The sequence below is a fragment of the Streptomyces phaeoluteigriseus genome (genome assembly GCF_001896135.2).
Taxonomy (GTDB): domain Bacteria; phylum Actinomycetota; class Actinomycetes; order Streptomycetales; family Streptomycetaceae; genus Streptomyces; species Streptomyces phaeoluteigriseus.
In genome coordinates, this window is the sequence record NZ_MPOH02000016.1 from 78,173 (window position 1) to 100,928 (window position 22,756).

Here is a 22,756-nt window from a genome sequence, read left to right on the forward strand (position 1 = left end):
GGTCCGGGGGGCGGGCGCGCCGAGCGGGTCGCAGGTGACGGTGACGGTGACGCTGCCTCCCGGAGCGGCCGTGGCCGGGCTGATCTCCGCCGCCGGGTCCGCGGACGCGGCCGGGGCGACGCCGGACAGCACGGCACCGGCCAGGGCGGCGACGGACAGGACACGGGCGGTGCGGCGCATGGGACGGCTCCTTCGGCCGACGACTGCGGGGCACATGTCCGTGCCCCATGGCCATCACAGCCCGCCCCGCCCGTCGGCGCCCGTGGCCACGGTCCATTGGCGGGACGGCCGCACCCGTTCGGGTGACCCGCCCACCGGGAGGGAACGAACCACGAGATCAGCGAGGAGCAGCTCCTACGCCACCCCTTCGAGGACCTGTTCCGCCGACCGGATACAGCAACGGCCGATCAGCCGGGAGACGTGCGTCCGCGAGTCCCCCGGCCCCCTCCGCGATCTGACCGCGCGTCACGTCCCCGGACAAGCGCGGGGAGGCAATCGCCCGTTCGCGGGCCGGCAGCGCGGCGAGACGGTGCCCCACGGGCGTGCCCACCGTCCGAAGCAACGTGCCGCGTCCGCCCCGGCCCGCGCGGGCAGACGTCCGCCCAGGTTTTCCGGCGGTCCCGCGGGGTCACTCGCAAGGGGGCACGCAGACGCACGCCCCTGTTCCCGTGCCTCGACGCCCAGGGAGGGCCATTCCATGAGCACCAAGGTCTCCGATCACGTCCTGCGACGGCTGCGCGAGTGGGGTGTGGAGCAGGTCTTCGGCTATCCCGGCGACGGCATCAACGGACTCCTCGCCGCCTGGGGCCGGGCCGAGGACCAGCCGCGTTTCGTGCAGTCCCGGCACGAGGAGATGTCGGCGCTCCAGGCGGTCGGCTATGCGAAGTTCAGCGGCCGTCTCGGCGTGTGCGCGGCGACCTCGGGACCGGGCGCCATCCACCTCCTCAACGGCCTGTACGACGCGAAGCTGGACCATGTGCCGGTCCTGGCGATCGTGGGCCAGACGCACCGCACCGCGATGGGCGGCTCGTACCAGCAGGAGGTCGACCTGCACACGCTGTTCAAGGACGTCGCCTCGGAGTTCGTGGAGACGGTGACGGTCCCCGAGCAGTTGCCGAACGTCCTGGACCGGGCGATCCGTACCGCGTACGCCCGCCGCTGCCCGACCGCGGTCATCATCCCCGGGGACGTGCAGGAGCTGGACTACTCGCCGCCCACGCACGAGTTCAAGATGGTGCCGTCGAGCCTGGACCTCAGCGAGTGGACGACGGTGCCGTCGGAGGAGTCGCTGCGGCGGGCGGCGGAGATCCTCGACTCCGGCGACAAGGTGGCGATCCTGGTCGGCCAGGGTGCGGCGGGGGCCCGCGCGGAGGTGGAGCGGATCGCCACTCTGCTCGGCGCGGGCGTGGCCAAGGCACTGCTCGGCAAGGACGTCCTCAGCGACGAACTCCCGTACGTCACCGGCTCGATCGGCCTGCTCGGCACCCGGCCGTCGTACGAGCTGATGCGTGACTGCGACACCCTGCTGACGATCGGCTCCTCCTTCCCGTACACGCAGTTCCTGCCGGAGTTCGGCAAGGCGCGGGGCGTGCAGATCGACCTCGATCCGCACATGGTCGGGATGCGGTACCCGTACGAGGTGAACCTGGTCGGCGACGCGCGGGACACGCTGCGGCGGCTGATCCCGATGCTGACGTCCGAGGACACGCGGGGCCGCGAGTGGTTCGACACGGTGTGCGACAACGTCCGTCACTGGAATGACGTGCTGGACCGGCGGGCGCAGGTGTCGGCCGATCCGATCAACCCGGAGTACGTGGCGCGGGCCCTGGACCCGCTGCTGCCGGACGACGCGATCATCACCTCCGACTCCGGTTCGGTGGCGAACTGGTACGCGCGGCATCTGACCATGCGCGGCGACATGCGCGGTTCGCTGTCGGGCACGCTGGCGACGATGGGTTCCGCGGTGCCGTACGCGATCGGGGCGAAGTTCGCCCATCCGGACCGGCCGGTGATCGCGCTGGTCGGGGACGGGGCGATGCAGATGAACGGGCTGGCGGAGCTGATCACGGCGGCGAAGTACCAGGATCGCTGGACGGACCGGCGCCTGGTCGTCGCCGTCTGGAACAACCAGGACCTCAACCAGGTGACGTGGGAGCTGCGGGCCATGGGGGGCGCCCCCTCCTTCCTGCCGTCGCAGCAGCTGCCGGACGTGCAGTACGCGGCGTTCGCCCGGTCCCTCGGGCTGACCGGGGTGCGGGTGGAGAAGCCGCAGGACGTGGCGGCCGGCTGGCGCGCGGCGCTGGAGGCCGACGGGCCGGCGGTCGTGGAGTTCGTCACCGACCCGGCGGTGCCGCCGGTCCCGCCGCACGCCACCTGGGAGCAGATGGAGGCGACGGCAGCGTCGATCCTGCGGGGCGACCCGGACGGGGGTGCGGTGCTGAAGCAGGGGTTCAAGGCGAAGGTGCAGGAGTTCCTGCCGGGGCGCGAGCGGAGGTGACCGCGTCCGCGGGTCCGGCGGGAGAGACCTCGTGTCGGTTCCCGTCCGCCGGGTACGCGGTGGGCCGGCACTCGAGGATCTGGAGGGAGACATGCAGCGAGGCAGCGACCGGCTGAGTGTCCACCGGGACGAAGAGATGAAGCACGAACTGCAGGGTCTGCTGAGGTCCGGGCACCCCACGCGGTCCGAGGAGTGGCACGACCCCGAACCGTCCGCCGAGGACGACCCGGCGGTCTGGGGCGGACCGGTGGTGCCGGGGGACGCGCGGGCGTCACTGGCGACGGTGCGTCTGGAGCTGGCCCGGATCCTGGGCCGCAGCGCCTTCCCGGCCGGTCCTCAGGAGCTGGCCCGGACCCTGCGCCGCAAGAACGCGCCGGATGCCCTCGTCGACGCGGTACGCCGGCTCCCGGACAAGCAGCGCTACGCCACCGTGCAGGAGCTGGCCCGGAACCTGACCAGAGGCGGGGCGTGAGCGGCCACGGGCACGGGCGCGGTCCCGGCCACGGGCACCAGCGGGTACAGGCACAGGCACAGGCACAGGCACACCAGGAAAGGACGTTGAACGATCATGCGCATCGCGTTTCTGACGGCCCCCGAGGGCGTCGAGCAGGTGGAGCTGACCGACCCCTGGCAGGCGGCGAAGGAGGCGGGACACGAGCCCGTGCTGGTGTCGACCGAGCCGGGTGAGATCCAGGCCTTCGACCACCTCGACAAGGCGGACACCTTCCCGGTCGACGAGGTCGTCGGGCAGGCGTCGGCGGACTCCTTCGGCGGACTCGTCCTGCCGGGCGGGGTCGCGAACCCCGACTTCCTGCGCACGGACGAGAAGGCGGTCGCGTTCGTCAGGGCCTTCTTCGAGCAGGGCCGGCCGGTCGCCGCGATCTGCCACGCCCCGTGGACGCTGGTCGAGGCGGACGTCCTGCGCGGCCGGGTGCTCACCTCGTGGCCCAGCCTCCGGACGGACATCCGCAACGCCGGCGGCACCTGGGTGGACGAACAGGTCAAGGTCTGCGACCACGGGCCGAACAAGCTCGTGACCAGCCGCAAGCCGGACGATCTGAAGGCGTTCTGCGAAACGTATCTGGACGTGTTCGCCCAGGAAGCCGCCTGAGCGGCGCCCCGGGCCGGATGGCATGAGCGGCGCCCCGGGGCCGGATGGCCGGGAAACACGCCCACAGGAAGCGGTTCCGGCAGGCTCCGGCAGGTGCTTCAGGCCCTGCCGGGGCCGTTCGGCGTGCCGGGGCCCCACTTGCCGACCGGGGTGCCCGGGCGGTCCGTGCCGTCGGCGTGCCCGGTGCGTTCCCGGGCTCCGTCGCGGGTGCGGCCCGGCGAGACGAAGCGGCGCGGGTTGCGGCGCAGGTACTCGCCTTCCAGCTTCGCCATCCGGTCGTTGTGGGCGCGCAGGGCGTCGTTCGAGCCGTGCAGGAGGGTGTCGTGGCGGGTGCGGTGGATCGTCTCCAGCTCCTTCATGAGCTGCTGGTCGTCCAGCCGGTCGGGGTCGACTCCGGTCATCGTGGTGCCCCACTCGTCGTGTTCGTCCATGGGGCCCGAGTACCCGCCGGGGGAGCACAGACATCCGGCCGGTGTCCGGGAAGAGCCATGGATCTCGCGTTTCTGCCTCCACTGTACGAGCAGAACTCCTGGGCGGCCCGGGCCGACGGCGGCGTCCGGCCGCGACGAGGGGGCTCCGGTGGCCGCCCGGAAGCGCTGCCGTGCCGGGCGTGACCGCCGGGAGCCCCGGCGCTCACGCCGACGGGCCCTAGCGGGCGCGCTCCACGCGGCGCTCGTCCCACACCGGCTCCGGGGTCTCGCGGACCCGCCCGTCGCTGCCGAAGACCAGGTAGCGGTCGAAGGAGCGGGCGAACCAGCGGTCGTGGGTGACGGCGAGGACCGTGCCGTCGAACGCCTCCAGCCCTTCCTGGAGGGCTTCGGCGGACTCCAGGTCGAGGTTGTCGGTGGGCTCGTCAAGCAGCAGGGCGGTGACGCCCTCCAGCTCCAGCAGCAGGATCTGGAAGCGGGCCTGCTGGCCACCGGAGAGTCGGTCGAACGCCTGTTCGGCCTGCTGGGTCAGCTCGTAGCGACGCAGCCGGGACATGGCCGCGCCCCGGTCCTGGGAGTGCTCCTGCCACAGGATGTCCAGCAGCTTGCGGCCCAGCAGCTCGGGGTGCGCGTGGGTCTGCGCGAAGTGACCGGGCACGACCCGCGCGCCCAGCTTCCACTCCCCCGTGTGCGCCACGGTGTCGCCGGCCAGCAGACGCAGGAAGTGCGACTTGCCGGAGCCGTTGGAGCCGAGGACCGCGACGCGTTCGCCGTAGAAGACCTCCAGGTCGAACGGCTTCATCAGGCCGGTCAGCTCGAGGCCCTTGCAGGTGACGGCCCGCACGCCGGTCCGGCCGCCCTTGAGGCGCATGGTGATGTCCTGCTCGCGCGGCGGCTCGGGCGGCGGGCCCGCCTCCTCGAACTTGCGCAGGCGGGTCTGCGCCGCCTGATAGCGGGACGCCAGCTCATGGCTGATGGAGGCCGCCTGACGGAGGTTCAGGACCAGTTTCTTCAGCTGGGCGTGCTTCTCGTCCCAGCGGCGGCGCAACTCCTCGAAACGGGCGAAGCGTTCCCGCCGGGCCTCGTGGTAGGTGGCGAAGCCGCCGCCGTGCACCCAGGCGTCGGCGCCGGCCGGTCCCGGCTCCACGGAGACGATCTTCTCGGCGGCGCGGGAGAGGAGTTCGCGGTCGTGGGAGACGAAGAGGACCGTCTTGCGGGTCTCCTTCAGCCGCTCCTCCAGCCACCGTTTCCCGGGCACGTCGAGGTAGTTGTCCGGCTCGTCGAGCAGGAGCACCTCGTCGGTACCGCGCAGCAGCGCCTCCAGCACCAGGCGCTTCTGCTCGCCGCCGGACAGGGTGCGCACCTGGCGGAACTGCGCCTTGTCGTAGGGCACGCCGAGGGCGGCCGTCGTGCACATGTCCCACAGCGTCTCGGCCTCGTAACCGTGCGCCTCGGCCCAGTCGGAGAGCGCCTGCGCGTAACTCATCTGCGCGGCCTCGTCGTCCACGGTCATGATCGCGTGCTCGGCCCTGTCGACGGCCTTCGCGGCCTCCTGGATGCGCGGCGAGGACACCGACACGAGCAGGTCGCGTACGGTCGTCTCGTCCCGTACGGAGCCCACGAACTGGCGCATCACGCCGAGCCCGCCGCTGACGGTGACCGTGCCGCCGTGCGGTTTCAGCTCGCCGGAGATCAGCCGCAGCAGGGTCGTCTTGCCTGCGCCGTTGGGTCCGACCAGGGCCACGACGGCCCCCTCCCCCACCCGGAAGGACACGTCGCCGAGCAGCGTCCTCCCGTCGGGGAGGTAGTACTCGAGGTGTGCGGCTTCCAGATGTCCCATGAGGGTGCATTCTGCGGTCCGCCCACCCGATGCGGCAAACCTTTATGGGCGCGGTCCCCGCAGGTCGCGGATCATCCGGCCGGGTCGACCGGCTCGCCGGCCGGCCCGCCTCGCCCGCGGGTGTCACGGTCGCGCCCGCCCACGTCAGGGCCGTGAACCCGTCGGACGGGGAACCGTCGAGGACGACCACGCCGGTGTTGGCGAGCGGGTGGGCGGCGGCGAACGGCACGTCGACGTTGAGGGCGCGGGCGGCCGTCCAGCTGCGGATCGCGGCGCCGTGGCTGACCAGGGCGACGGTGCGGGCCCCGCTCGCCGCGGCCTCGGCGACCACGGCGTCGTAGCGCTCCAGGAACTCGGTACCGCTCTCACCGCCCGGCATGCGCAGCCGTACGTGGCCGGCCGCCCAGGCGAACACCGTGCGCATGTACCGCTCGCCCGGCTCGGACTCGCCCGGCAGGGATTCGAGGTCCCCGGCCGAGATCTCCCGGATGCCGTCGCGGACGAGGACGTCCAGGCCGTGGGCGGCGGCGAGCGGCGCGGCGGTGAGCCGGGTGCGCACCAGGGTGGAGGCGTAGACGGCCTCGATGTCCTCGCCCGCGAGGGCCTCGGGCAGGGCGGCGGCCTGCCGCTCGCCGAGCGTCGTCAGGCCGGGTCCTGGGACGGCTGTGTCCAGCAGGCGGTCCACGTTGGAGGGAGTCTCGCCGTGGCGGACCAGGAGCAGACGCATGCGCTCACCCTTTGGTGTCGTGCCCCCCGCGCGGGATCCGGCCCCCGAAGGGTACCCACGGGCCCGCGAGCCCAGACGTCGGCCCGACCGCCCTCGCACCCGGCCGCCACCCGCTGCGACCGGCCCCTCTCTCAACCTGCGTCCGGTCGCGTTCGCCGTCGGGCCGCCGCCCGCGGGCTCGCCCCACTGAGCACGCCCTCCCCTACGGTCCGCACCGCCGGCAGGCGCTCGCTGCGCCGGTCGAATGTCCGCCGGTCGAAGGTCTGCTGCCCGACGACACGTGCCGGACCGCACCCTGACACATCGTCAGTCCACATTTCAGAACAAACTGTCTCAGCATGCGGTTGCGTGCGTACGCTGACACACGTCAGCCCCCGGTCTTCACCGAGCCCGGGGACGGGGCCGTAGAGAAAGGGCTGAGCCATGCCGGGAGCGCGGGAGAGCGCCGTCTACACGCACGGACACCACGAGTCGGTACTGCGGTCGCACACCTGGCGGACCGCCGCCAACTCGGCGGCCTACCTGCTCGGTTCACTGCAGCCGCACATGAAGGTCCTGGACATCGGCTGCGGTCCGGGCACCATCACCGCCGACCTGGCCACCCTGGTCCCGGACGGGCACGTCACCGGCGTGGACCACGCGCCCGGCATCCTGGAGCAGGCCCGGGCCACCGCCGCCGGCCGCGGACTGGCCAACATCGACTTCGCGGTCGCCGACGTACACGCCCTGGAGTACCCGGACGACACGTTCTGCGTGGTCCACGCCCACCAGGTGCTCCAGCACGTCGGCGACCCCGTGCAGGCGCTGCGCGAGATGCGGCGCGTCACCAGGCCCGGCGGGTACGTCGCCGTCCGCGACTCGGACTACGCGGCCATGACCTGGTACCCCGCCTCCGCAGGGATGGACGACTGGCTGGAGCTGTACCGCAGGGTGGCCCGCGCCAACGGCGGGGAGCCCGACGCCGGACGCCGACTGAAGTCGTGGGCGCGGGAGGCGGGTTTCACGGACGTCACGACCACCTCCGCCACGTGGACCTTCAGCACCGCCGAGGAGCGGGCCTGGTGGAGCGGCCTGTGGGCCGACCGCACCCTGACCTCCGCCTACGCGGAACGCGCCACCGAGGGCGGCCACGCCGACGCCGGACGGCTGCGGGCCGTGTCCGACGCCTGGCGGGAATGGGGACGGCAGGAGGACGGGTGGTTCGCCGTTCTGCATGGAGAAATTCTGTGCAGAAAGCACGCCTGAAACGTGAATTCTTGGAAACTCGGGCAGCAGGAGGTTCGAAACTATGGTTCCCATCCTGCTGGTACTGCTTCTGGTGCTGATTCTCTTCGGTGCCGGATTCGCAGTCGAGGTGCTTTGGTGGATCGCGATCGCGGTCCTCGTTCTCTGGCTCCTGGGATTCCTGATGCGCGGAACCACCGCGGCGGGAGGCCGAGGCCGTTGGTACAGGTGGTGAATTGGCCCCGGGGCCGCGAAGAACGCCTCACTCCCGGGGCAGCAGCGGTCCGAGCGCCCGAGGTCCAGGTTCAGGTCCTCGGGCCGCAGGCCGTACCGCTCGCGCAGTTCCGTCATCCGGTCGTCGAGCAGCATCAGCGTGAGTCCGATCCGCTCCTCCTGCTCCTCGGACAGATCACCCTGGTCGAAGCGCCGCAGCGCCTGCCGTTCCATCAGCTGGCGCAACAGTTCGACGACGGTGAGGACGAGCTTGATGAGGTCACGCTCGACCGTGTCGGGTTCGAGGTCGAGATGACGCTCGCGCGGCGTGCTCACGAAAGGTCCTCCCAGGGCGACGGAACGTTCTCGTTCACGGAGCTGATCAGGGCGTTCAGATCGATACGGACCAGGTCGACGTCCGCGATCCGCAGGGTGATGTCGCCGGTGATGACGACGCCGCCCGCCAGCAACCGGTCGAGCAGGTCGACGAGGGCGACCTCACGACGCTCCACGACGGTCATGCGTCTCCCTCCCCGGTCCCACCGGTGTTCCCGGCACCTCCGGCGTCCCCCGTGCCCTCCGTACCCTCGGACGCCGCGGGCTCCACGAAGGAATAGGCCGCCCACGGTCCCGTGAGTTCGACGCGGATTCCGGGTTCCTCGCCCTTCGTGCGGTCCACCATTTCCACGAATTCCTCGGATTTCGCGCGCGGCACCAGATAGGCGGCGTTCAACACGTTCTGTCCCGAGGCCCGCGAGAGGGCGGAGTTCTGCGGTGCGTGGAGACGCGCCGCGTCGGCGTGCTCCGACAGCAGGGAGTGCAGCCGGCCGGCGAACTGTTCCGCCCGCTGCCAGGTGTCCTCGTGCGCCCGCGCCTTCATGCGCCGCTGCCGGAGGTAGTCGCGGCCGGAGGCGGGTTTCGCCTCCGGGCCGGCCGTGCCCTCCTGGCCGGTGGGCTCGACGTACACCTTCACGCCCCATTCCACGCGCCCCTGGAGCCGGTCCAGGGTACGCAGGAAGACCTCCTCGCGCTCCTCGATCATCACGCGGACGCCGCTGTCGTCCCGGAACACGGTGGCGAGCCGCAGCGGCAGCGGCGTGGTGACCGCCGTCAGAGCGTCGATCACCTGCTGGTGCCCGCGCGCGGTCGCGGCGAGCCAGTCGATGTCCTCCAGGTGGGCGCGGAGCGGCTCCTCGGCGAAGTCCCGCTCGGGCACATCGCTGACGACGGCGATCAGGCCGTGGTGGTGCAGCAGCTTGGCCGGTGCCCCCGCCACACCCGTCAACTCCGCCTGGAGCGGCGCGGCGAGGGGCCGGCAGACGGCGTACACGTACCGCAGTCCGGTCACGGTGACTCCTCACGGGCGGGTTCGGGGGCAGGGGCACGAGTAGAGGTACGGCCCGGCTCCAGTTCCTCCAGTCGAGCCAGCCGCTCACGCAACTCGGCGTTCTCCTTGGCGAGTTGGTCACGTCTGGCCCGGGTGGACAGCGCCGGGTCGTCCTCCCACCAGTCGATGCCCATCTCCTTTGCCTTGTCGACCGAAGCGACGATCAGGCGGAGCTTGATGGTGAGCAGTTCGATGTCGAGCAGATTGATCCGGATGTCACCGGCGATGACGATGCCCTTGTCGAGGACCCGTTCGAGGATGTCCGCGAGGTTGGCGCCGCCGCTCTGGCCGTACGGTTCCGGCATCCGGCTCGGCATGCTCATCGACGGCTCCTGTCCTCGTCGTACGCGGGCTCGTCCTCGTCCTCGTCGGCCTCCTCGTCCTCCTCGTACTCGGCCTCCGGCTCGTCCTCCTCACCGTCCTCCGCGACCTCATCGGTCTCATCGGTCGCCTCGGTCTCATCGGTCGCCTCGGGCTCATCGGTCGCCTCGGGCTCCCCGGCCTCTTCGGGTTCCTCGTCCTCCTCGTACTCGTCCTCGGCTTCGTCCTCCTCGTCGTACCCGGCCTCCGGCTCGTCCTCGTCGGACGCGTCCCCGTCGGGCGCGTTCTCGTCGGACTCGTTGTCCTCGGACTCGTTGTCCTCGGACTCGTTGTCCTCGGACTCGCTCTCCTCCTCGGCGAGGGCGTCCTCATGGGAACGGACGACCTCGCCGTCGCGGATCTCGCCGCGCCAGCCGTCCTCCGCCTCACCCTTGAGTGTCACGAACCGGGCGAAGTTCTTCAGGTCGAGGCGGGCCCGGCGGCCCTGGGCGCGCCAGATGTTGCCGGTCTTCTCGAACAAGCCCGTCGGGTAGTACTCGATGACCAGCACGACACGGGTGAGGTTGTCGGCGATCCGGTGGAACGAGACGACGCCCTTGGTGGTGCCCTTGGCGCCCTCGGACGTCCAGGAGATCCGGTCGTCCGGGACCTGCTCGGTGGTCTTCGCCTTCCAGCTCCGATTGGACCAGAAGACCTTGAGCTGCCAGTCGCTGGTGGTGTCGTCGGCGCGGCTCGCACTCTTGACGCCCTTGGCGAAGGTGCTGAAGTCCTGGTACTTGGTCCACTGGTCGTAGGCGGTGCGCAGCGGCACTCCCACGTCGATCTGCTCCATGATGACGGTGGGCTTGGAGCCCGACCCGCCCTTGCGTTTGCCCTTTCCGCCGCCCAGGTTCTTCAGGGCACCGGTCACCTTGTCCTTGGCGCGCGAGGCGCCGAGTTCCAGCGCGGTGCGCACCGGACCCTTGCCCTCGGCGACCTTGCGGCCGCCGTCCAGGGCGAGCTTGGCGAAGCCGGGGCTCTTGCCCTCGGCGATGTCGTTCAGCTTCACCGTGGTCTCGCCGAGCTTGCGGCCGACACCGGCCAGCACGCGCTCGGTCTGCGCGGCGAGGTATTCCTGCACCTCCGCCTTCAGCCGGTCGGCGGCCTCGCTCTGTGCGACACCGGCCAGCGGGTTGCCGCCGGCCGCCTTGCCTGCCGACTTGCCTGCCGCGGACGTGGCAGATCCGAGGGTCTCGGTCATCACTCACCGCCTCCCTTCGGCCGCGGGGCCCGCGACGCGGTCTTCGCGGCCGTCTTGCGGGCCGGCGCGGCGGTCTTCTTCGCGGGGGCCGTCTTGGCGGGGGCCTTCTTCGCGGCCTTCTTCGCCGGGGCCTTCTTGCGCGGACGCTCCTCCTGCTCTTCCTGCTCCTCCTGGTCCTCCTGCTCCTCCGTGGCGTCCTGGTCCTCGTCCTGGTCCTCGTCCTGGTCCTGGTCCTCGTCCTCGTCGACGCCGTCGTCCTGCCCCGACTCCGGCTCGTCGTACTCCTCGGACGCTTCCCTGTCGTCTTCCTCCTCGTCCTTGTCGCCGCCCCCACCGGGGACGACGCCCTCGAGCTGGTCACGGACCTGGCCGGTGCGGCTGTGCAGCCGGTCGGCGAGGGCGTTGATCTGGCGCTCGACCATCGCGCCGGAGGCCGCCTTGCCGACCCCGCGCAGATCCTGGCGCAGCTCGTCGCCGATCTGCTTGAACTGGGGGTTGTCCTTCAGTTGCTGGGACACCAGGTCGGCCACCCCGCGCGGGGTCAGGTTCAGCCGCTTGCCCGCGACCATCGAGCCCACGGCGAGGGCCAGTTTCATCTTCTTGGTACGTCCCAGGACGTATCCGGCCCCTAGCGCGAGGCCCAGTCCCACTCTGTTCATCGTGCCGTCCCGTCGTCGGTTCCCGTGCTCCTGCCCATGGCGATGTCCAGCCGGTCGAGAAGTTCGTCCTCCATCCGGTCGAACTCCTCCTCCGTGATCTCTCCAGCCTCCAACCGCTCCTCGAGCCGGGAGAGTTCGGCCCGGACCGTGGCGGGGTCGTAGTAGATCCGCTCGGCCTCATGCACGACCTGCTGGATCACCCAGGAGCTGCCGCGTACCGGTGCGAACGGCAACAGCAGCACCTCTGAGATCAGGCCCATCTCCCGGCTCCTTCCGCTTCTTGGCCCGCTACTCGGCCGCCGGCACGGCGGGCTTCGCGGGGCCCGGCTCGACGAAGCTGTACGGCGGCAGCGGGCCGTTGACCCGCACCTCCAGGTGGGGGCGGCTCTGGCGCAGCTCCTCCGCCGCCTCCAGGAAGCGCGCGGCCTCGTCGCGGTCCACCAGGAACGAGACGTTGGCGAGCCAGCCGGTCGACTCGGGGCCCGGCTCGACGCTCGCCGCGAGGGGCTCCAGGACCCGGTGGACCTCCGCCGCGTCCTCGGCCTCACGGGCCTTGACCGCGGCTGCCACCATCTCGCCGAGCTGGATCTTCTGCTCGTACGAGCCGCCGCCGGCCTGCCGGTTCGCCTCGGCCATGGCACGCAGCTCGGGGCTGTCCGCCATCACCTGGTGCAGTACGGCGTCCTCCACGTGGGAGGCCTTGACGTTGTACTCGACCTTGTTCTCGAGGGCCCGCAGCCGTTCCAGGTAGTGCTCGGCGCGCTCGGTGAGGACGCCGGTGACCGCGTCGTCGTCGGGGGCTACGCTGCCGAACCTCATGGGCAGCACGCAGCCCTCGGCTCCCGCCTCGCCGAGGACGGTCTGGTGGGCGAGGAGGTCACGGCGCTTGGGCCGCAGGTTCTCCGGGGCGTCGCTGACGACGGCCGCGAGATCACCCGCGTGCAGCACCCGTACCGGCAGCGGGGGCTCTCCCACACCGCTCAGGGACTCCGGAAGGGCGGGGTGCGAGGCGGCGGTGATGCCGTAGACGTAGGTGCTCACTCCTGCTCCTCCTTCCGGCGCGCGGAGGTCGCCTTGCGCGCACGCGGCCTCGACTCGGGCTCGCCGCTCTCCTCACGGGCCTGCTTGAAGGCGCCGGAGATGGTCTCGGCGGCGCCGGACAGCGCCCCCTTGGACTTGCCGCGCGCGCCGGACTCGGTGACCTCGCCGACGATCTCGGGCAGGCCGGGGCTCTTGCGCGGGCCCGCCTCCAGGTCGAGGCGGTTGCACGCCTCGGCGAACCGCAGATAGGTGTCGACGCTGGCCACGACGACCCGCACGTCGATCTTCAGAATCTCGATGCCGACCAGAGAGACCCGTATGAAGGCGTCGATGACGAGCCCCCTGTCGAGGACGAGCTCCAGGACGTCGTAGAGGCCGCTGGAGCCGCCTCCGCCACCGGACTGTTGTGCCGGGACCACGGTCATGCCGACCGCACCTCCTTGTGTGTGATGAATGGTGTTCGCACCTGCGCCGAGTGGGGCGAGCGGCCTACCGACCGCCGGTCCGGTGCGCGTCGGACCGCCCGCGTTCGTATCTGCGGACGCGGCGGTAGCCGGTGAGCATGCCCTCCGGGTCGAGTTCGACCTCGTAGCTCGCCATGAGACTCATGGTGTCGGGGACCCGCTCGAGTTCGAGGACCTCGACCTCCAGCGACCACCCGTTCTCGGTCTGGGCGAAGGACGACACGCTCTCCGCGGTCATGCCGGTCAGCTCGGCCAGCTGGGCGCGCGCCTCACGCAGCACCTCCATGGGACTCGGCCGGTCGTCCGTCACGGTGTCGTCCTCGCCCTCGGAGTCGTCGTCGTTCGGGCCCCGTCCTTCGGGGCGTTCGGTGAACTTTGTGTTCTCGCTGTGCTCTTCGTGTCCTTGGTGTTCGTCATGGCCACCTCTTTCTTCCGTGTGGCCGGAAGGAACATGGCCAAACCTTCACAGGCGCACGCGTCCGCCGCGCAGGCCGGACGGCCTGGGCACGGACGGTGCGTGTATCAGACACGCAGCGCGTCGAGGCGGCGCCGGGCGGGTCCCAGGGCGCGGCCCCGCGTGCTCATCCCCGCCCACGGGTTGGTGCGGGCCTGCTCGACGACGTCGGCGATGGTCCAGCGGCGGGGTCCGAGGCCGGGGTCGTCGAGCTGCTCCCGGGCGATGGGCGTGGCGACGGGCGCGCCGGGGCGGGCGCGCACCGTGAAGGGGGCGACGGCGGTCTGTGCGTAGCCGTTGCGCTGCACGTCGAGGTAGAGCCGATCGCCGCGGTCCTTCTTGCGGGCGGCGGTGGTCAGCTCGTCCGGGTGCTCGGCGGCGAGCAGGTCGGCGGCGTCCCGGGCGAAGGCGCGCACCTCGTCGAAGCCGTGCCGTCCGTTCAGGGGGACGACGACGTGCAGTCCGCGTGAACCGGTCGTCATCAGCGCGGAGGGCAGCCGCACCTCGTCGAGGAGTTCGCCCAGCCGTCGGGCCGCCTTCCGCACGGCCTCGAAGTCGTCGCCGGACGGATCCAGATCGAAGATCATCAGGTCCGGGCGGTCGACCTGGCCGACCCGTGCCGGCCAGCGGTGCAGGGTGAGGCAGGCCTGGTCGGCGAGGTGGACCAGGGTGGCGGAGTCGTCGCACACGGTGTGCACGACGGTGCCGTCCTCCTTGGCGACCTCCACCCGGGTGATCCACTCCGGGTAGTGCCCGGGGGTGTTCTTCTGCATGAACCGGGGGCCGTCGAGGCCGTCCGGATACCGTTCCAGCATCAGCGGCCGCCGCGCAGCTGCGGCAGCATGAACGCGGCCACCGACCGGTAGTACGCCACCAGGTCGCCCTTGGTGTACTCCTCCTCGCCGTCGGCACCGGCCGGGAAGAGCACCTTGTCCGGCCGGTGCACCTCGACCGTGCGGCGTCCGGCACGCACCGTGCGGACGGCGTCGTCCACGGCACCGCCACCGTCACGCGCCGAACGCCCGCCATCGCTCACGGCACCACCGCCGCCACCCGCCGAACGCCCGCCATCGCTCACGGCACGACCGCCGTCTCCACCAGCAGCCGGGCGGAGGCGGCGATCGCGTCGGCGTCGATGCCCGCCGCGCGCAACTGCTCGTCCGGCGTCGCCGAGCCGGGCATCATGCGCACGGCCAGCCGCACCAGACGGGGCACGGGACGCCCGTCGGTGAAGGCGTCGAGGACGGCGTCACCGAGTCCGCCCTCCTCGTGGTGGTCCTCGACGGTCACGAGACAACCGGTCTCCTCGGCGGCCCGCCGCAGGGTGTCCCGGTCGACGGGCTTGACCGAGTACAGGTCGATCACCCGGACCGGGATGCCGTCGGCGGCCAGGGCGTCCGCGGCCTTCAGCGCCTCGTGCACGGTCACACCGGCCGCGACGAGGGTCAGCCGGTCGCCGCCGGAGGAGCGCAGTACCTTGCTGCCGCCGACCGGGAACTCCTCGTCGGGCCCGTAGATCACCGGGCTCTCGCCGCGCGAGGTGCGCAGATAGCGGATGCCGTCGAGCCCGGCCATGGCGGCGACCAGCCGGGCGGTCTGGTTGGCGTCGCAGGGGTACAGGACGGTCGAGCCGTGCACGGCCCGGAACATCGCCAGGTCCTCCAGGCCCATCTGCGAGGGCCCGTCCTGCCCGATGGCCACCCCGGCGTGCGAGCCGACCAGGTTGATCCCGGCACCGCTGACGGCGGCCATCCGCACGAAGTCGTGGGCCCGGGTCAGGAAGGCCGCGAAGGTGGAGGCGTACGGCACCCAGCCGCGGGTGGCCATGCCGACCGCGGTCGCCACGAGCTGCTGCTCGGCGATGTAGCACTCGAAGAAGCGGTCGGGGTGTTCCTTGGCGAAGAACTCGGTGCGGGTGGAGTCGCCGACCTCGCCGTCGAGAGCCACCACGTCGCCGCGGGCCGTGCCGAGGGCGGCGAGGGCCTGCCCGAAGGCGTTGCGGGTGGCGACGCCCTCCTCGGGGTCGCCCTTCTCCCAGCGGGGCAGGTCGAGGCGGCCGGTGGGGACGGAGTGCAGCATGCGGGTGGCGGGCGGCTCGTGCACCCGCACGCGCAGGTCGCGGATCCCGCCGAGTTCCCCGATCGCCTCGTCGGCGTCCGGCAGCGGCTTGCCGTGCAGGCCCTCGCGGTCCTGGACGGCCTCGACGCCCTTGCCCTTCAGGGTGCGGGCGAGGATCGCGGTGGGCTGGCCCCGGGTGGAGAGCGCCTCGCCGTACGCGCGGTCCACGGCGTCCACGTCGTGCCCGTCGACTTCGACGGTGTGCCACCCGAAGGCCTGGAAGCGGCGGGCGTAGGCGTCGAGGGCATGGCCGTGCCGGGTGGGGCCGCGCTGGCCGAGCCGGTTGACGTCGACGATCACGGTGAGGTTGTCGAGTTCCTCGTGGCCCGCGTGTTCGGCGGCCTCCCACACCGAGCCCTCGGCCATCTCGCTGTCCCCGCACAACACCCACACGCGGTGCTCGGAGTGGTCCAGACGCTTGCCCGCGAGGGCGATGCCCACGCCCACCGGCAGCCCCTGGCCGAGCGAGCCGGTGGCCGTCTCGACCCAGGGCAGGCGTTGCGGGGTGGGGTGCCCCTCGAGACGGCTGCCGAGCTTGCGGAAGGTGAGGAGCTCGTCGTCGTCGATGGCTCCGGCCGCCTTGTACGCCGCGTACAGCAGGGGGGAGGCGTGGCCCTTCGAGAGGACGAGACGGTCGTTGGCCGGGTGGGCGGGGCGGTCGAAGTCGTAGCGGAGGTGGTGCGCCAGCAGGACGGCCATGAGGTCCGCGGCGGACATCGAGGACGTCGGATGCCCGGACCCGGCTGCGGCGGAGGCGCGGACACTGTCCACCCGCAACTGCTGTCCGAGTTCGTTCAGTTCGGCGGTGTCCATCGGGTTACCGATCTCCTTCCTGAGGGGCGGAGCGCGTCGGGGCGGGCTGAGACCACGGCTGGTTTCTGGCAGGCTCGGGGCCCGGCTTGTTCCTCGCGGGCTCGGGGCCCGGCTGATTCCTGGCCGGCTCGGCGCCCGGCCGGTGATTCGCGGGTCCGGCGCCCGGGCGGTTCTTCCTCGCGGGCTCGCTCTTCACCGGTTCGGGTGTCGGTGAGGTGATGGTCCGGGAGGTGTCGTCACCGCCGCCTCCGCCCACGGTCTTCCGGCCTCCGGTCGAGGGGGCGCCGGCCCCGCCGGACGCCGTGTCCGGCTCCCGCGTGCGTGCCCGCCCGTCCGGCACCCGCGCCAGCTCGGGCGACGCCGTGTCCAGCGGTACCGACCAGGACCGTACGAGGCCCAACTGGACTGCCTGGCGCGGTAGTACGGCGTCCAGCAGCCAGTCGGCCGCGACGCGCACCCGGTTGCCGGGCATGGCGGCCAGGTGGTAGCCGCGGGTGACCGCGCCGGCGGGCAGCCCCGACAGCGGGATGCCCAGCGGGTTCGCGGCGGCCTTGACGCCGCCGAGGTCGACGACGAATCCCATGTCCTTGTGCCGGTAGGGCCGCAGTTCGCGCCCGGTCAGCGAGGCGGCGATGTTGTGCCCGGCGACCTTTCCCTGCCGCCAGGCGTGCTGCGCCGTCATCGGCGTGTACGCCCCCGGCTTCTCCAGATCGGGCACGGCGGCGGCGTCACCGCAGGCGAACACCTCGGGCCTGCCCGGCACTCGGAGGGTCGGTTCGACGAGGAGCCGGCCCCGCTCCATGGGCAGCCCGAGGGACTCCGCGAGGGGGTCGGGTCGTACGCCGACGCACCACACGAGGGTGCGGGTGCCGACGAACTCGCCGTCGGTGAGCAGGACTCCGTCCGGGGTGGCCTCCTTCACGGAGGTCCCCGTCCGCACGTCGACGCCTCGCTCGCGCAGCACCCGGTCGGCGGTGCCGGAGAGCCGTTCGTCCAGTTCGGGCAGGACACGCTCGGCGACATCGAGGAGCAGCCAACGGGGCCGCATGCCCTTGCGCAGGGGGTGGGCACGCACCAGCGCGTCGGTGAACAGCTGCCCCTGCGCCGCGACTTCGGTGCCCGTGTAGCCGGCGCCGACGACCACGAACGTACAGCGCGCGGAGCAGCGGGGGTCCTCGCCGTCGGAGGCGGCCAGTTCGATCTGGCGGGTCACGTGGTCGCGCAGATAGAGCGCTTCGGGCAGGCCTCGGAAGCCGTGCGCGTGCTCGGCGACGCCGGGAACGGGCAGCAGCTTGTTCACGCTGCCGGCGGCCAGCACCAGCCGGTCGTAGTCGAGGCTCCCCGGCTCACCCTCGGGGCCGGTGTAGTGCACGGTGCGCCCGTCGAGGTCGATGCGGCCGGCCTCGCCGAGCACCAGCCGTACGTCCGGCAGGGTGCCGGCGAGGGAGACGGTGACCCGGCGCGGTTCGAGGATGCCGGCGGCCACCTGCGGCAGCAGGGGCAGGTACAGGAAGTAGTCGGTCGGGTTCAGCAGGGTGATCTCGGCCCGGCCGCGGGCCGCCCTCGCGAGGGTGCGGGCGGTGCGGTACCCGGCGAAGCCGGCTCCGACGATCACGATGCGGGGTCGACTCACGTTCGCCTCCGGTGGCCCCACGCCGTCCGGGCCGCGGGGAAGTGTGTCGTGCGGTGGTTTCCGCGTCCCCCTGGCCGGGTCCGCCAAACGTTCCGCCGGGCCCACCGGTCGGTTCCGCCGGTCCGCCGGGTGGGCGGGCACGGCCCCGGTTTCCGCCTCGCGCGCGGGGTAACCCGGACCGCGACCGCCCACCCGCCGCACCACAGCGGAGGTACCCCCCATGCCCGAGTACGGTTATTTCCTGTCCTGCGAGGAGTTCGGCCCCGCGGAGCTGGTCGAGCAGGCCCGGATGGCCGAGCAGGCCGGATTCACGGCGCTCTGGATCTCCGACCACTATCACCCGTGGAACGACGCGCAGGGCCAGAGTCCCTTCGTCTGGTCGGTGATCGGCGCACTGTCGGAGGCGGTGTCGCTGCCCATCGAGACGGCCGTCACCTGCCCGACCGTACGGATGCACCCGGCCGTGGTGGCGCAGGCCGCGGCGACGAGCGCGGTGATGACCGGGGGCCGCTTCCGGCTCGGCGTCGGCTCGGGCGAGGCCCTCAACGAGCACATCCTGGGCGACGCCTGGCCGCCCGCGCACGTACGTCTGGAGATGCTGGAGGAGGCGATCCAGATCATGCGGCGGCTGTTCACCGGCGAGGAGGTCAACCACGTCGGCACCCACTACACGGTGGAGAACGCCCGCCTCTACACCGTCCCGGAGGAGCCGGTCCCGATCGACATCTCCGGCTTCGGCCCGAAGGCCACCTCCCTCGCGTCCCGGGTCGGCGACGGCTACATCACGATGATGCCGGAGGAGGCCATGGTGGAGCAGTTCCGCAAGGGCGGCGGCGGCGCCAAGCTCGTCAGTGGCGGCACGAAGGTCTGCTACGGCCCCGACCGCGAGGAGGCGGTCCGCACGGTCCACAAGCTGTGGTCGAACCAGCTGCTGCCCGGCGAGATGGGCCAGATCCTGCCCACGCCGAGTCATTTCGAGCAGTTGGAGCCGCTGATCACGGAGGAGATGGTCGGCGAGAACACGGTCTGCGGCGACGACGTGGACGATCACGTCAGCACGCTGAAGGCGTTCGCCGACGCGGGCTTCGACCGGATCTACGTCAACCAGATCGGCCCCGACCAGCGCGGCTTCTTCGACTTCTACCGCACGAAGGTGCTGCCGCAGCTGCCCTGAGGCATTCGGGTGGCATCCGGGGCGGGGCACGGTGGTGACCGGCCCCGGGTGCGCCCGCGCACCCCGGCCGCCGTCACCGCCGCGCCGAGGCCCGCGGCGACGCCCGCGGCGGGCAGTCACGCCCCCACCCGACCCGGCCCGGCTCCGCGGGGCGCTCCTGGGACTGGTGGTGGAACTCGGCGGGCGTGAACCGGGTGCGGGAGGCGAAGACTCCGGCCAAGGCGTTGCCGCCCACACGTGGACGCGGCCGAAGGCATCCACCATCTGCAGTACGCCGATGCGGCCGAAGGCGCCGGCAACTTGCTCTCCAGGCCCTCGACCGCTCCGGGGTCGGCCATGTCGACGCTCACCACGAGCGCCTCCCCGCCGACCCGCCGCACCCCGTCCGCGGCACCCGGTCGCCGGGGCGACGAAGGCCACGGCCGCCGGGACCGTTCAGGCCAGGCAGGTCAGGGTCAGGCAGGTCCGGTCAGGCAGGTCAGGTCAGTCAGGTCACCACGACGGTCCGGCCCCGCGCCCGCCTCGCGGGTCAGGCCCGGCGGTGCGGCGTCCCGGGGTCGACGTCGCCGGTCCGCGGCGCCTCGCCCGGCATGGGCGCGCCCACGTCGGGCGCGGTCCGCGGCATCGGCGGGTAGGGCGTGCCGCGGCCGGTGGCCGCGCCGGCGGGCGGTACGGCGGGCCCCGGCTGTGCGGTCACGTCCGCGCCGCCGTGGTGGGCCGGGCGCGGGTGCGGGCGGGCGGCGCCGCGCAGGACGTACGCCAGCACGCCGAGTATCGCCGCGGTGATCAGTGCGGCGGCCCAGTCGGGCAGCCCGATGCCGAGGGCGAGGCCCACGGCCAGTGCGACGGCGGCTCCCGCGTACAGGGCGAGCGCGCCGGACGCGGCGTACAGCAGCGCCGTACGACGCTGCTTACGGGTCTGTTCGCGCAGTTCCTCGCGGATGGTCTCGCGCGCCACCTGCGCCAACTCGTCGACGAGGTGCTTGTCCAGATGCTCCAGGTGATCGATGCGCTCCATGCACGGTGGGTACCCGGGCCCTGCGGGCGGTAACGCGGCCGGGCCGCCGAGCGGATCGGGTGAAGGGATCTCCACGGCCCCGCCCGCCCAACTAGGCTCCCGCACATGAACATTCTGGGAGCCACCCTGCGTGTCTGCGTCGATGATCTGGAAGCCGCCGTCCCCTTCTACGAGCGCCTCGCGGGCACTCCGGCGCTGCGCTTCGAGCGCGGCGGCGTGCAGGTCGCGGCGGTGGGCTGCTTCCTGCTGATGAGCGGGCCCGCGATGGAGCTGGAGGTGCTGCGCAAGGTCGCGGCGACCATCGCCGTGACGGACGTCGACGAGGCGCTCAAGACGCTCGGCGAGCTGGGCGCGGACATCATCGCGGGCCCGGTGGCCACCCCGGCCGGCCGCAACCTGATCGTGCGGCATCCGGACGGCGCCGTCTACGAGTACGTGGACCGCCGTCGGCGTGAGGCGGGCCGTCGGCTCAGGAGCGGCCGAGGGCGGCCACGACGAGGTCGGCGAGGAGCGCGCCCGCGGTGCCGTCGGGGTCCAGGTCGGGGTCGTAGATCGTGACGTTGAGGCCTGCGCAGCGCGGCGAGGCCAGCAACGGGCGCAGCAGCGCGACCAGTTCGTCGGGGAAGAGGCCGTCGGGGTCGGGGCTGTCGACGGCGGGCATCACCGTCGGATCGAGCACGTCGGCGTCCAGGTGGACCCAGAATCCGTCGAGTTCGGGGATCTCGAAGGCGCGTGCGGTGGCGGCGCCGAGCGCCTCGTGGCCCCACTCGCGCAGTTCGCCCACGGTGACGACGGGCATCTTCAGGGCGACGAGTTCGGCGGTGTCGTCGGCGAACGCGTCGCGGATGCCGAAGAACCGCACGTCCTCGTCGCGCAGATAGGGCTTGAGTCCCTCCAGGTCGGTGAGGTCGTCCTGGCCGCGGCCGGTGGCCAGGGCCACCTCCTCGCCGCCCGCCGCGCCGACCGCGGTCGAGTTGCCGGGATGCCGGAAGTCGTGCGAGGCGTCCACGGCGGCCAGCCCGTACCGGCCGATGCGGCGCAGTGCGAGGGAGGCGCCGAGCTGGATCGAGCAGTCGCCGCCGAGGACGACGGGGAAGTCACCGTCGCGCACATGGCGCTCGACGCGGTCGGCGAGCCGGCGGGTGTAGGAGGCGAGGGCGGACGCGTTGAAGACGCCGTCGCCTTCCTTCCAGTCCCCCCGGTCGTAGCGCGGCGGCACGACGACCCCGCCCTCCAGCGCGCCGAGACGCTGCACGATCCGCTGCTCGCGCAGGGCGCCGGCGAGCTTGTGGCAGCCGGGCACCGTGCCGGGGGCGGGCGGGCGCAGCCCCAGGTTGGAGGGGGCGTCGATCACGACGAAGTTCCGCATGCCCGGCATCCTCGCCGACGTCGGTCGGGCGTTCAACGGCTTTCACCGGGAGCGGTCAGGCGGCTCACCGGGGAGTGCTCGCCGCCGGGCGCGGGAAGCGTTCGGAGCGCATCTCGACGGTGAGCGCCCACCGCTCGTGGTCGCGCCAGTCCCCGTCGATGTAGATCATCTTCGGGGAGAAGCCCTCGAGGCGGAACCCGCAGGACCGCGCCAGCGCGATCGAGGCCGCGTTGCCCGGCTGCACGTTGATCTCCAGCCGGTGCAGCCGCATCGGCCCGAAGGCGTGCGCCACCACGAGGTCGAGGCCCTCGCGCATCAGCCCGCGCCCGGCGGCGTGCGCGAAGGCGCCGTAGCCCAGCGCGCCGCACTGGAAACCGCCTTCGACGATGTTGTTGATGTTGATGAACCCGGCGACGGCCCCGTCGTCGAGGGTGCACACGAGGAACCCGGCCTTCGTGGGGTCCTCGATCAGCCGTCCCGCGTAGGCCCGGTACGCCTCGGTGGTGGCGGGCGGGAACAGCCACGGACGGTGCAGGTCCTTGCTCTCCCGGGCCCGGGCGGTGAACTCGTCCCCGTCCGCGTAGGTGAAGTGGCGTATGCCCACGCGGGGCCCTTCGGCGAGGTGGCGGGATGCGGTGTGCGGCATCGGGCCAGCGTACGACGGTGTCAGCCGCGCCGTTTGACGGCGTACGCGCCGCTCAGCGCGCCGATGGCCCCGGTGGCGAGGAGCGCGGTCCACAGCGGCACCGTCACCGTCACCTCGGGGACCAGCAGCCTGATCCGCGTGGCGCCGGTGTTCTCGAAGATGAAGATCAGGACGAGGACGGCGAGGGCCAGTACGGTGATCCGGGCGGGCGCCGGCGCGCCGCCCGTTCCGCTGGTCCTGCCGTCGCTCTCGGAGGTCTTCGGGCTCATACCGACCAGGGTGGGCCCGCGGCCACCCGCCCGCGCGCCGAGGGCTGCCGACGGGTGACGGGCCGGCCCCGGGCCGGCGCTCGGGGCGCCCTCGGGGGCCTGGGGATGCG

23 protein-coding genes and 5 pseudogenes are annotated in these 22,756 nt (G+C 72.2%); 8 read left to right on the forward strand and 20 right to left on the reverse strand.

All coding sequences use genetic code 11. The features are described from left to right. Positions 1 to 697 precede the first annotated feature (697 nt). From BM536_RS25060 to BM536_RS25070, 3 genes are all read left to right on the forward strand, one after another. Positions 698 to 2,497 carry a thiamine pyrophosphate-requiring protein gene (locus BM536_RS25060; protein WP_073495214.1) on the forward strand — a complete coding sequence of 600 codons (1,800 nt, stop codon included), beginning with the start codon at positions 698 to 700 and terminating at the stop codon, positions 2,495 to 2,497. Positions 2,498 to 2,588: 91 nt separating this feature from the next. Continuing rightward, positions 2,589 to 2,969, forward strand: coding sequence for a DUF2795 domain-containing protein (locus BM536_RS25065; RefSeq protein WP_073495211.1), 381 nt, complete (start codon positions 2,589 to 2,591; stop codon positions 2,967 to 2,969). A 96-nt stretch (positions 2,970 to 3,065) separates the two neighbouring features. After that, on the forward strand, positions 3,066 to 3,608 hold the full coding sequence (locus BM536_RS25070; RefSeq protein WP_073495208.1) for a type 1 glutamine amidotransferase domain-containing protein: 543 nt from the start codon (positions 3,066 to 3,068) through the stop codon (positions 3,606 to 3,608). Between the two features lie 98 nt (positions 3,609 to 3,706). On the opposite strand, the gene BM536_RS25075 is transcribed toward BM536_RS25070, so the two are convergent. Together BM536_RS25075 and BM536_RS25080 are read right to left on the reverse strand one after the other, a co-directional pair. Further along, a complete protein-coding gene (locus tag BM536_RS25075; protein ID WP_245873762.1) occupies positions 3,707 to 4,039 on the reverse strand; it encodes a DUF6158 family protein in 333 nt (110 codons plus the stop codon). A gap of 217 nt (positions 4,040 to 4,256) precedes the next feature. Beyond that, on the reverse strand, positions 4,257 to 5,876 hold the full coding sequence (locus tag BM536_RS25080) for an ABC-F family ATP-binding cassette domain-containing protein (protein ID WP_094103541.1): 1,620 nt from the start codon (positions 5,874 to 5,876) through the stop codon (positions 4,257 to 4,259). Between the two features lie 29 nt (positions 5,877 to 5,905). Here BM536_RS25080 and BM536_RS44955 point away from each other — a divergent pair, with 29 nt between their 5' ends. Next, a complete protein-coding gene (locus tag BM536_RS44955; protein WP_425444676.1) occupies positions 5,906 to 6,217 on the forward strand; it encodes a hypothetical protein in 312 nt (103 codons plus the stop codon). Here the strand turns inward: BM536_RS44955 and BM536_RS25085 are convergent. Next, positions 6,100 to 6,603: pseudogene (locus BM536_RS25085) on the reverse strand (histidine phosphatase family protein); the annotation flags it as partial. The gene BM536_RS44955 and the pseudogene BM536_RS25085 overlap by 118 nt on opposite strands. Before the next feature lie 423 nt (positions 6,604 to 7,026). On the opposite strand from BM536_RS25085, the gene BM536_RS25090 reads away from it, so the two are divergent. Together BM536_RS25090 and BM536_RS25095 are read left to right on the forward strand one after the other, a co-directional pair. Continuing rightward, a complete protein-coding gene (locus tag BM536_RS25090) occupies positions 7,027 to 7,848 on the forward strand; it encodes a methyltransferase domain-containing protein (protein ID WP_073495205.1) in 822 nt (273 codons plus the stop codon). Between the two features lie 43 nt (positions 7,849 to 7,891). Beyond that, a complete protein-coding gene (locus tag BM536_RS25095; RefSeq protein WP_073495203.1) occupies positions 7,892 to 8,062 on the forward strand; it encodes a hydrophobic protein in 171 nt (56 codons plus the stop codon). 27 nt (positions 8,063 to 8,089) lie between these two features. On the opposite strand, the pseudogene BM536_RS25100 reads toward BM536_RS25095, so the two are convergent. The 13 genes and pseudogenes from BM536_RS25100 to BM536_RS25160 form a co-directional block, all read right to left on the reverse strand. Beyond that, positions 8,090 to 8,376 (reverse strand): annotated as a pseudogene (locus BM536_RS25100) (gas vesicle protein K). After that, on the reverse strand, positions 8,373 to 8,561 hold the full coding sequence (locus BM536_RS25105; RefSeq protein ID WP_073495199.1) for a gas vesicle protein: 189 nt from the start codon (positions 8,559 to 8,561) through the stop codon (positions 8,373 to 8,375). The pseudogene BM536_RS25100 and the gene BM536_RS25105 overlap by 4 nt, the downstream one beginning before the upstream one ends. Beyond that, a complete protein-coding gene (locus BM536_RS25110) occupies positions 8,558 to 9,388 on the reverse strand; it encodes a GvpL/GvpF family gas vesicle protein (RefSeq protein WP_073495197.1) in 831 nt (276 codons plus the stop codon). Before BM536_RS25110 ends, BM536_RS25105 begins: the two co-directional genes overlap by 4 nt. Further along, positions 9,385 to 9,750 carry a gas vesicle protein gene (locus BM536_RS25115; RefSeq protein WP_073495195.1) on the reverse strand — a complete coding sequence of 122 codons (366 nt, stop codon included), beginning with the start codon at positions 9,748 to 9,750 and terminating at the stop codon, positions 9,385 to 9,387. The genes BM536_RS25110 and BM536_RS25115 overlap by 4 nt, the downstream gene beginning before the upstream one ends. Continuing rightward, positions 9,747 to 10,988 (reverse strand): SRPBCC family protein, encoded by a 1,242-nt coding sequence (locus tag BM536_RS25120; protein ID WP_094103542.1) that lies wholly within the window; start codon positions 10,986 to 10,988, stop codon positions 9,747 to 9,749. Before BM536_RS25120 ends, BM536_RS25115 begins: the two co-directional genes overlap by 4 nt. Further along, entirely contained in the window at positions 10,988 to 11,647 is a 660-nt protein-coding gene (locus BM536_RS25125) for a DNA primase (RefSeq protein WP_073495193.1), read from the reverse strand. Before BM536_RS25125 ends, BM536_RS25120 begins: the two co-directional genes overlap by 1 nt. Further along, positions 11,644 to 11,907 carry a gas vesicle protein GvpG gene (locus BM536_RS25130; RefSeq protein WP_073495191.1) on the reverse strand — a complete coding sequence of 88 codons (264 nt, stop codon included), beginning with the start codon at positions 11,905 to 11,907 and terminating at the stop codon, positions 11,644 to 11,646. Before BM536_RS25130 ends, BM536_RS25125 begins: the two co-directional genes overlap by 4 nt. A 28-nt stretch (positions 11,908 to 11,935) precedes the next feature. Then, positions 11,936 to 12,688, reverse strand: coding sequence for a GvpL/GvpF family gas vesicle protein (locus BM536_RS25135; protein ID WP_073495189.1), 753 nt, complete (start codon positions 12,686 to 12,688; stop codon positions 11,936 to 11,938). Then, positions 12,685 to 13,113, reverse strand: a complete 429-nt coding sequence (locus BM536_RS25140; RefSeq protein WP_073495187.1) for a gas vesicle structural protein GvpA — start codon at positions 13,111 to 13,113, stop codon at positions 12,685 to 12,687. Before BM536_RS25140 ends, BM536_RS25135 begins: the two co-directional genes overlap by 4 nt. A gap of 64 nt (positions 13,114 to 13,177) precedes the next feature. Further along, positions 13,178 to 13,534 (reverse strand): annotated as a pseudogene (locus tag BM536_RS25145) (gas vesicle protein GvpO); the annotation flags it as partial. A gap of 140 nt (positions 13,535 to 13,674) precedes the next feature. Then, positions 13,675 to 14,579: pseudogene (gene ligD, locus BM536_RS25150) on the reverse strand (non-homologous end-joining DNA ligase). 101 nt (positions 14,580 to 14,680) lie between these two features. Further along, positions 14,681 to 16,537, reverse strand: a complete 1,857-nt coding sequence (locus BM536_RS25155) for a transketolase (protein ID WP_073495182.1) — start codon at positions 16,535 to 16,537, stop codon at positions 14,681 to 14,683. 4 nt (positions 16,538 to 16,541) lie between these two features. Then, positions 16,542 to 18,170, reverse strand: a complete 1,629-nt coding sequence (locus BM536_RS25160; RefSeq protein ID WP_094103543.1) for an NAD(P)/FAD-dependent oxidoreductase — start codon at positions 18,168 to 18,170, stop codon at positions 16,542 to 16,544. 220 nt (positions 18,171 to 18,390) lie between these two features. On the opposite strand from BM536_RS25160, the gene BM536_RS25165 reads away from it, so the two are divergent. Next, a complete protein-coding gene (locus BM536_RS25165) occupies positions 18,391 to 19,344 on the forward strand; it encodes an LLM class F420-dependent oxidoreductase (RefSeq protein WP_073495180.1) in 954 nt (317 codons plus the stop codon). Positions 19,345 to 19,873: 529 nt separating this feature from the next. Here BM536_RS25165 and BM536_RS25170 read toward each other — a convergent pair. Further along, positions 19,874 to 20,362 carry a phage holin family protein gene (locus tag BM536_RS25170; RefSeq protein WP_094103544.1) on the reverse strand — a complete coding sequence of 163 codons (489 nt, stop codon included), beginning with the start codon at positions 20,360 to 20,362 and terminating at the stop codon, positions 19,874 to 19,876. 105 nt (positions 20,363 to 20,467) lie between these two features. Here BM536_RS25170 and BM536_RS25175 point away from each other — a divergent pair. Beyond that, positions 20,468 to 20,809, forward strand: a pseudogene (locus BM536_RS25175) (VOC family protein); the annotation flags it as partial. Positions 20,810 to 20,831: 22 nt separating this feature from the next. Here BM536_RS25175 and BM536_RS25180 read toward each other — a convergent pair. The 3 genes from BM536_RS25180 to BM536_RS25190 form a co-directional block, all read right to left on the reverse strand. Continuing rightward, complete coding sequence (locus BM536_RS25180) at positions 20,832 to 21,731, reverse strand: arginase family protein (protein ID WP_094103636.1); 900 nt, start codon at positions 21,729 to 21,731, stop codon at positions 20,832 to 20,834. A gap of 64 nt (positions 21,732 to 21,795) precedes the next feature. After that, complete coding sequence (locus tag BM536_RS25185; RefSeq protein WP_073495176.1) at positions 21,796 to 22,377, reverse strand: GNAT family N-acetyltransferase; 582 nt, start codon at positions 22,375 to 22,377, stop codon at positions 21,796 to 21,798. Positions 22,378 to 22,397: 20 nt separating this feature from the next. Next, positions 22,398 to 22,646 (reverse strand): LapA family protein, encoded by a 249-nt coding sequence (locus BM536_RS25190; RefSeq protein WP_073495174.1) that lies wholly within the window; start codon positions 22,644 to 22,646, stop codon positions 22,398 to 22,400. Positions 22,647 to 22,756 lie beyond the last annotated feature (110 nt).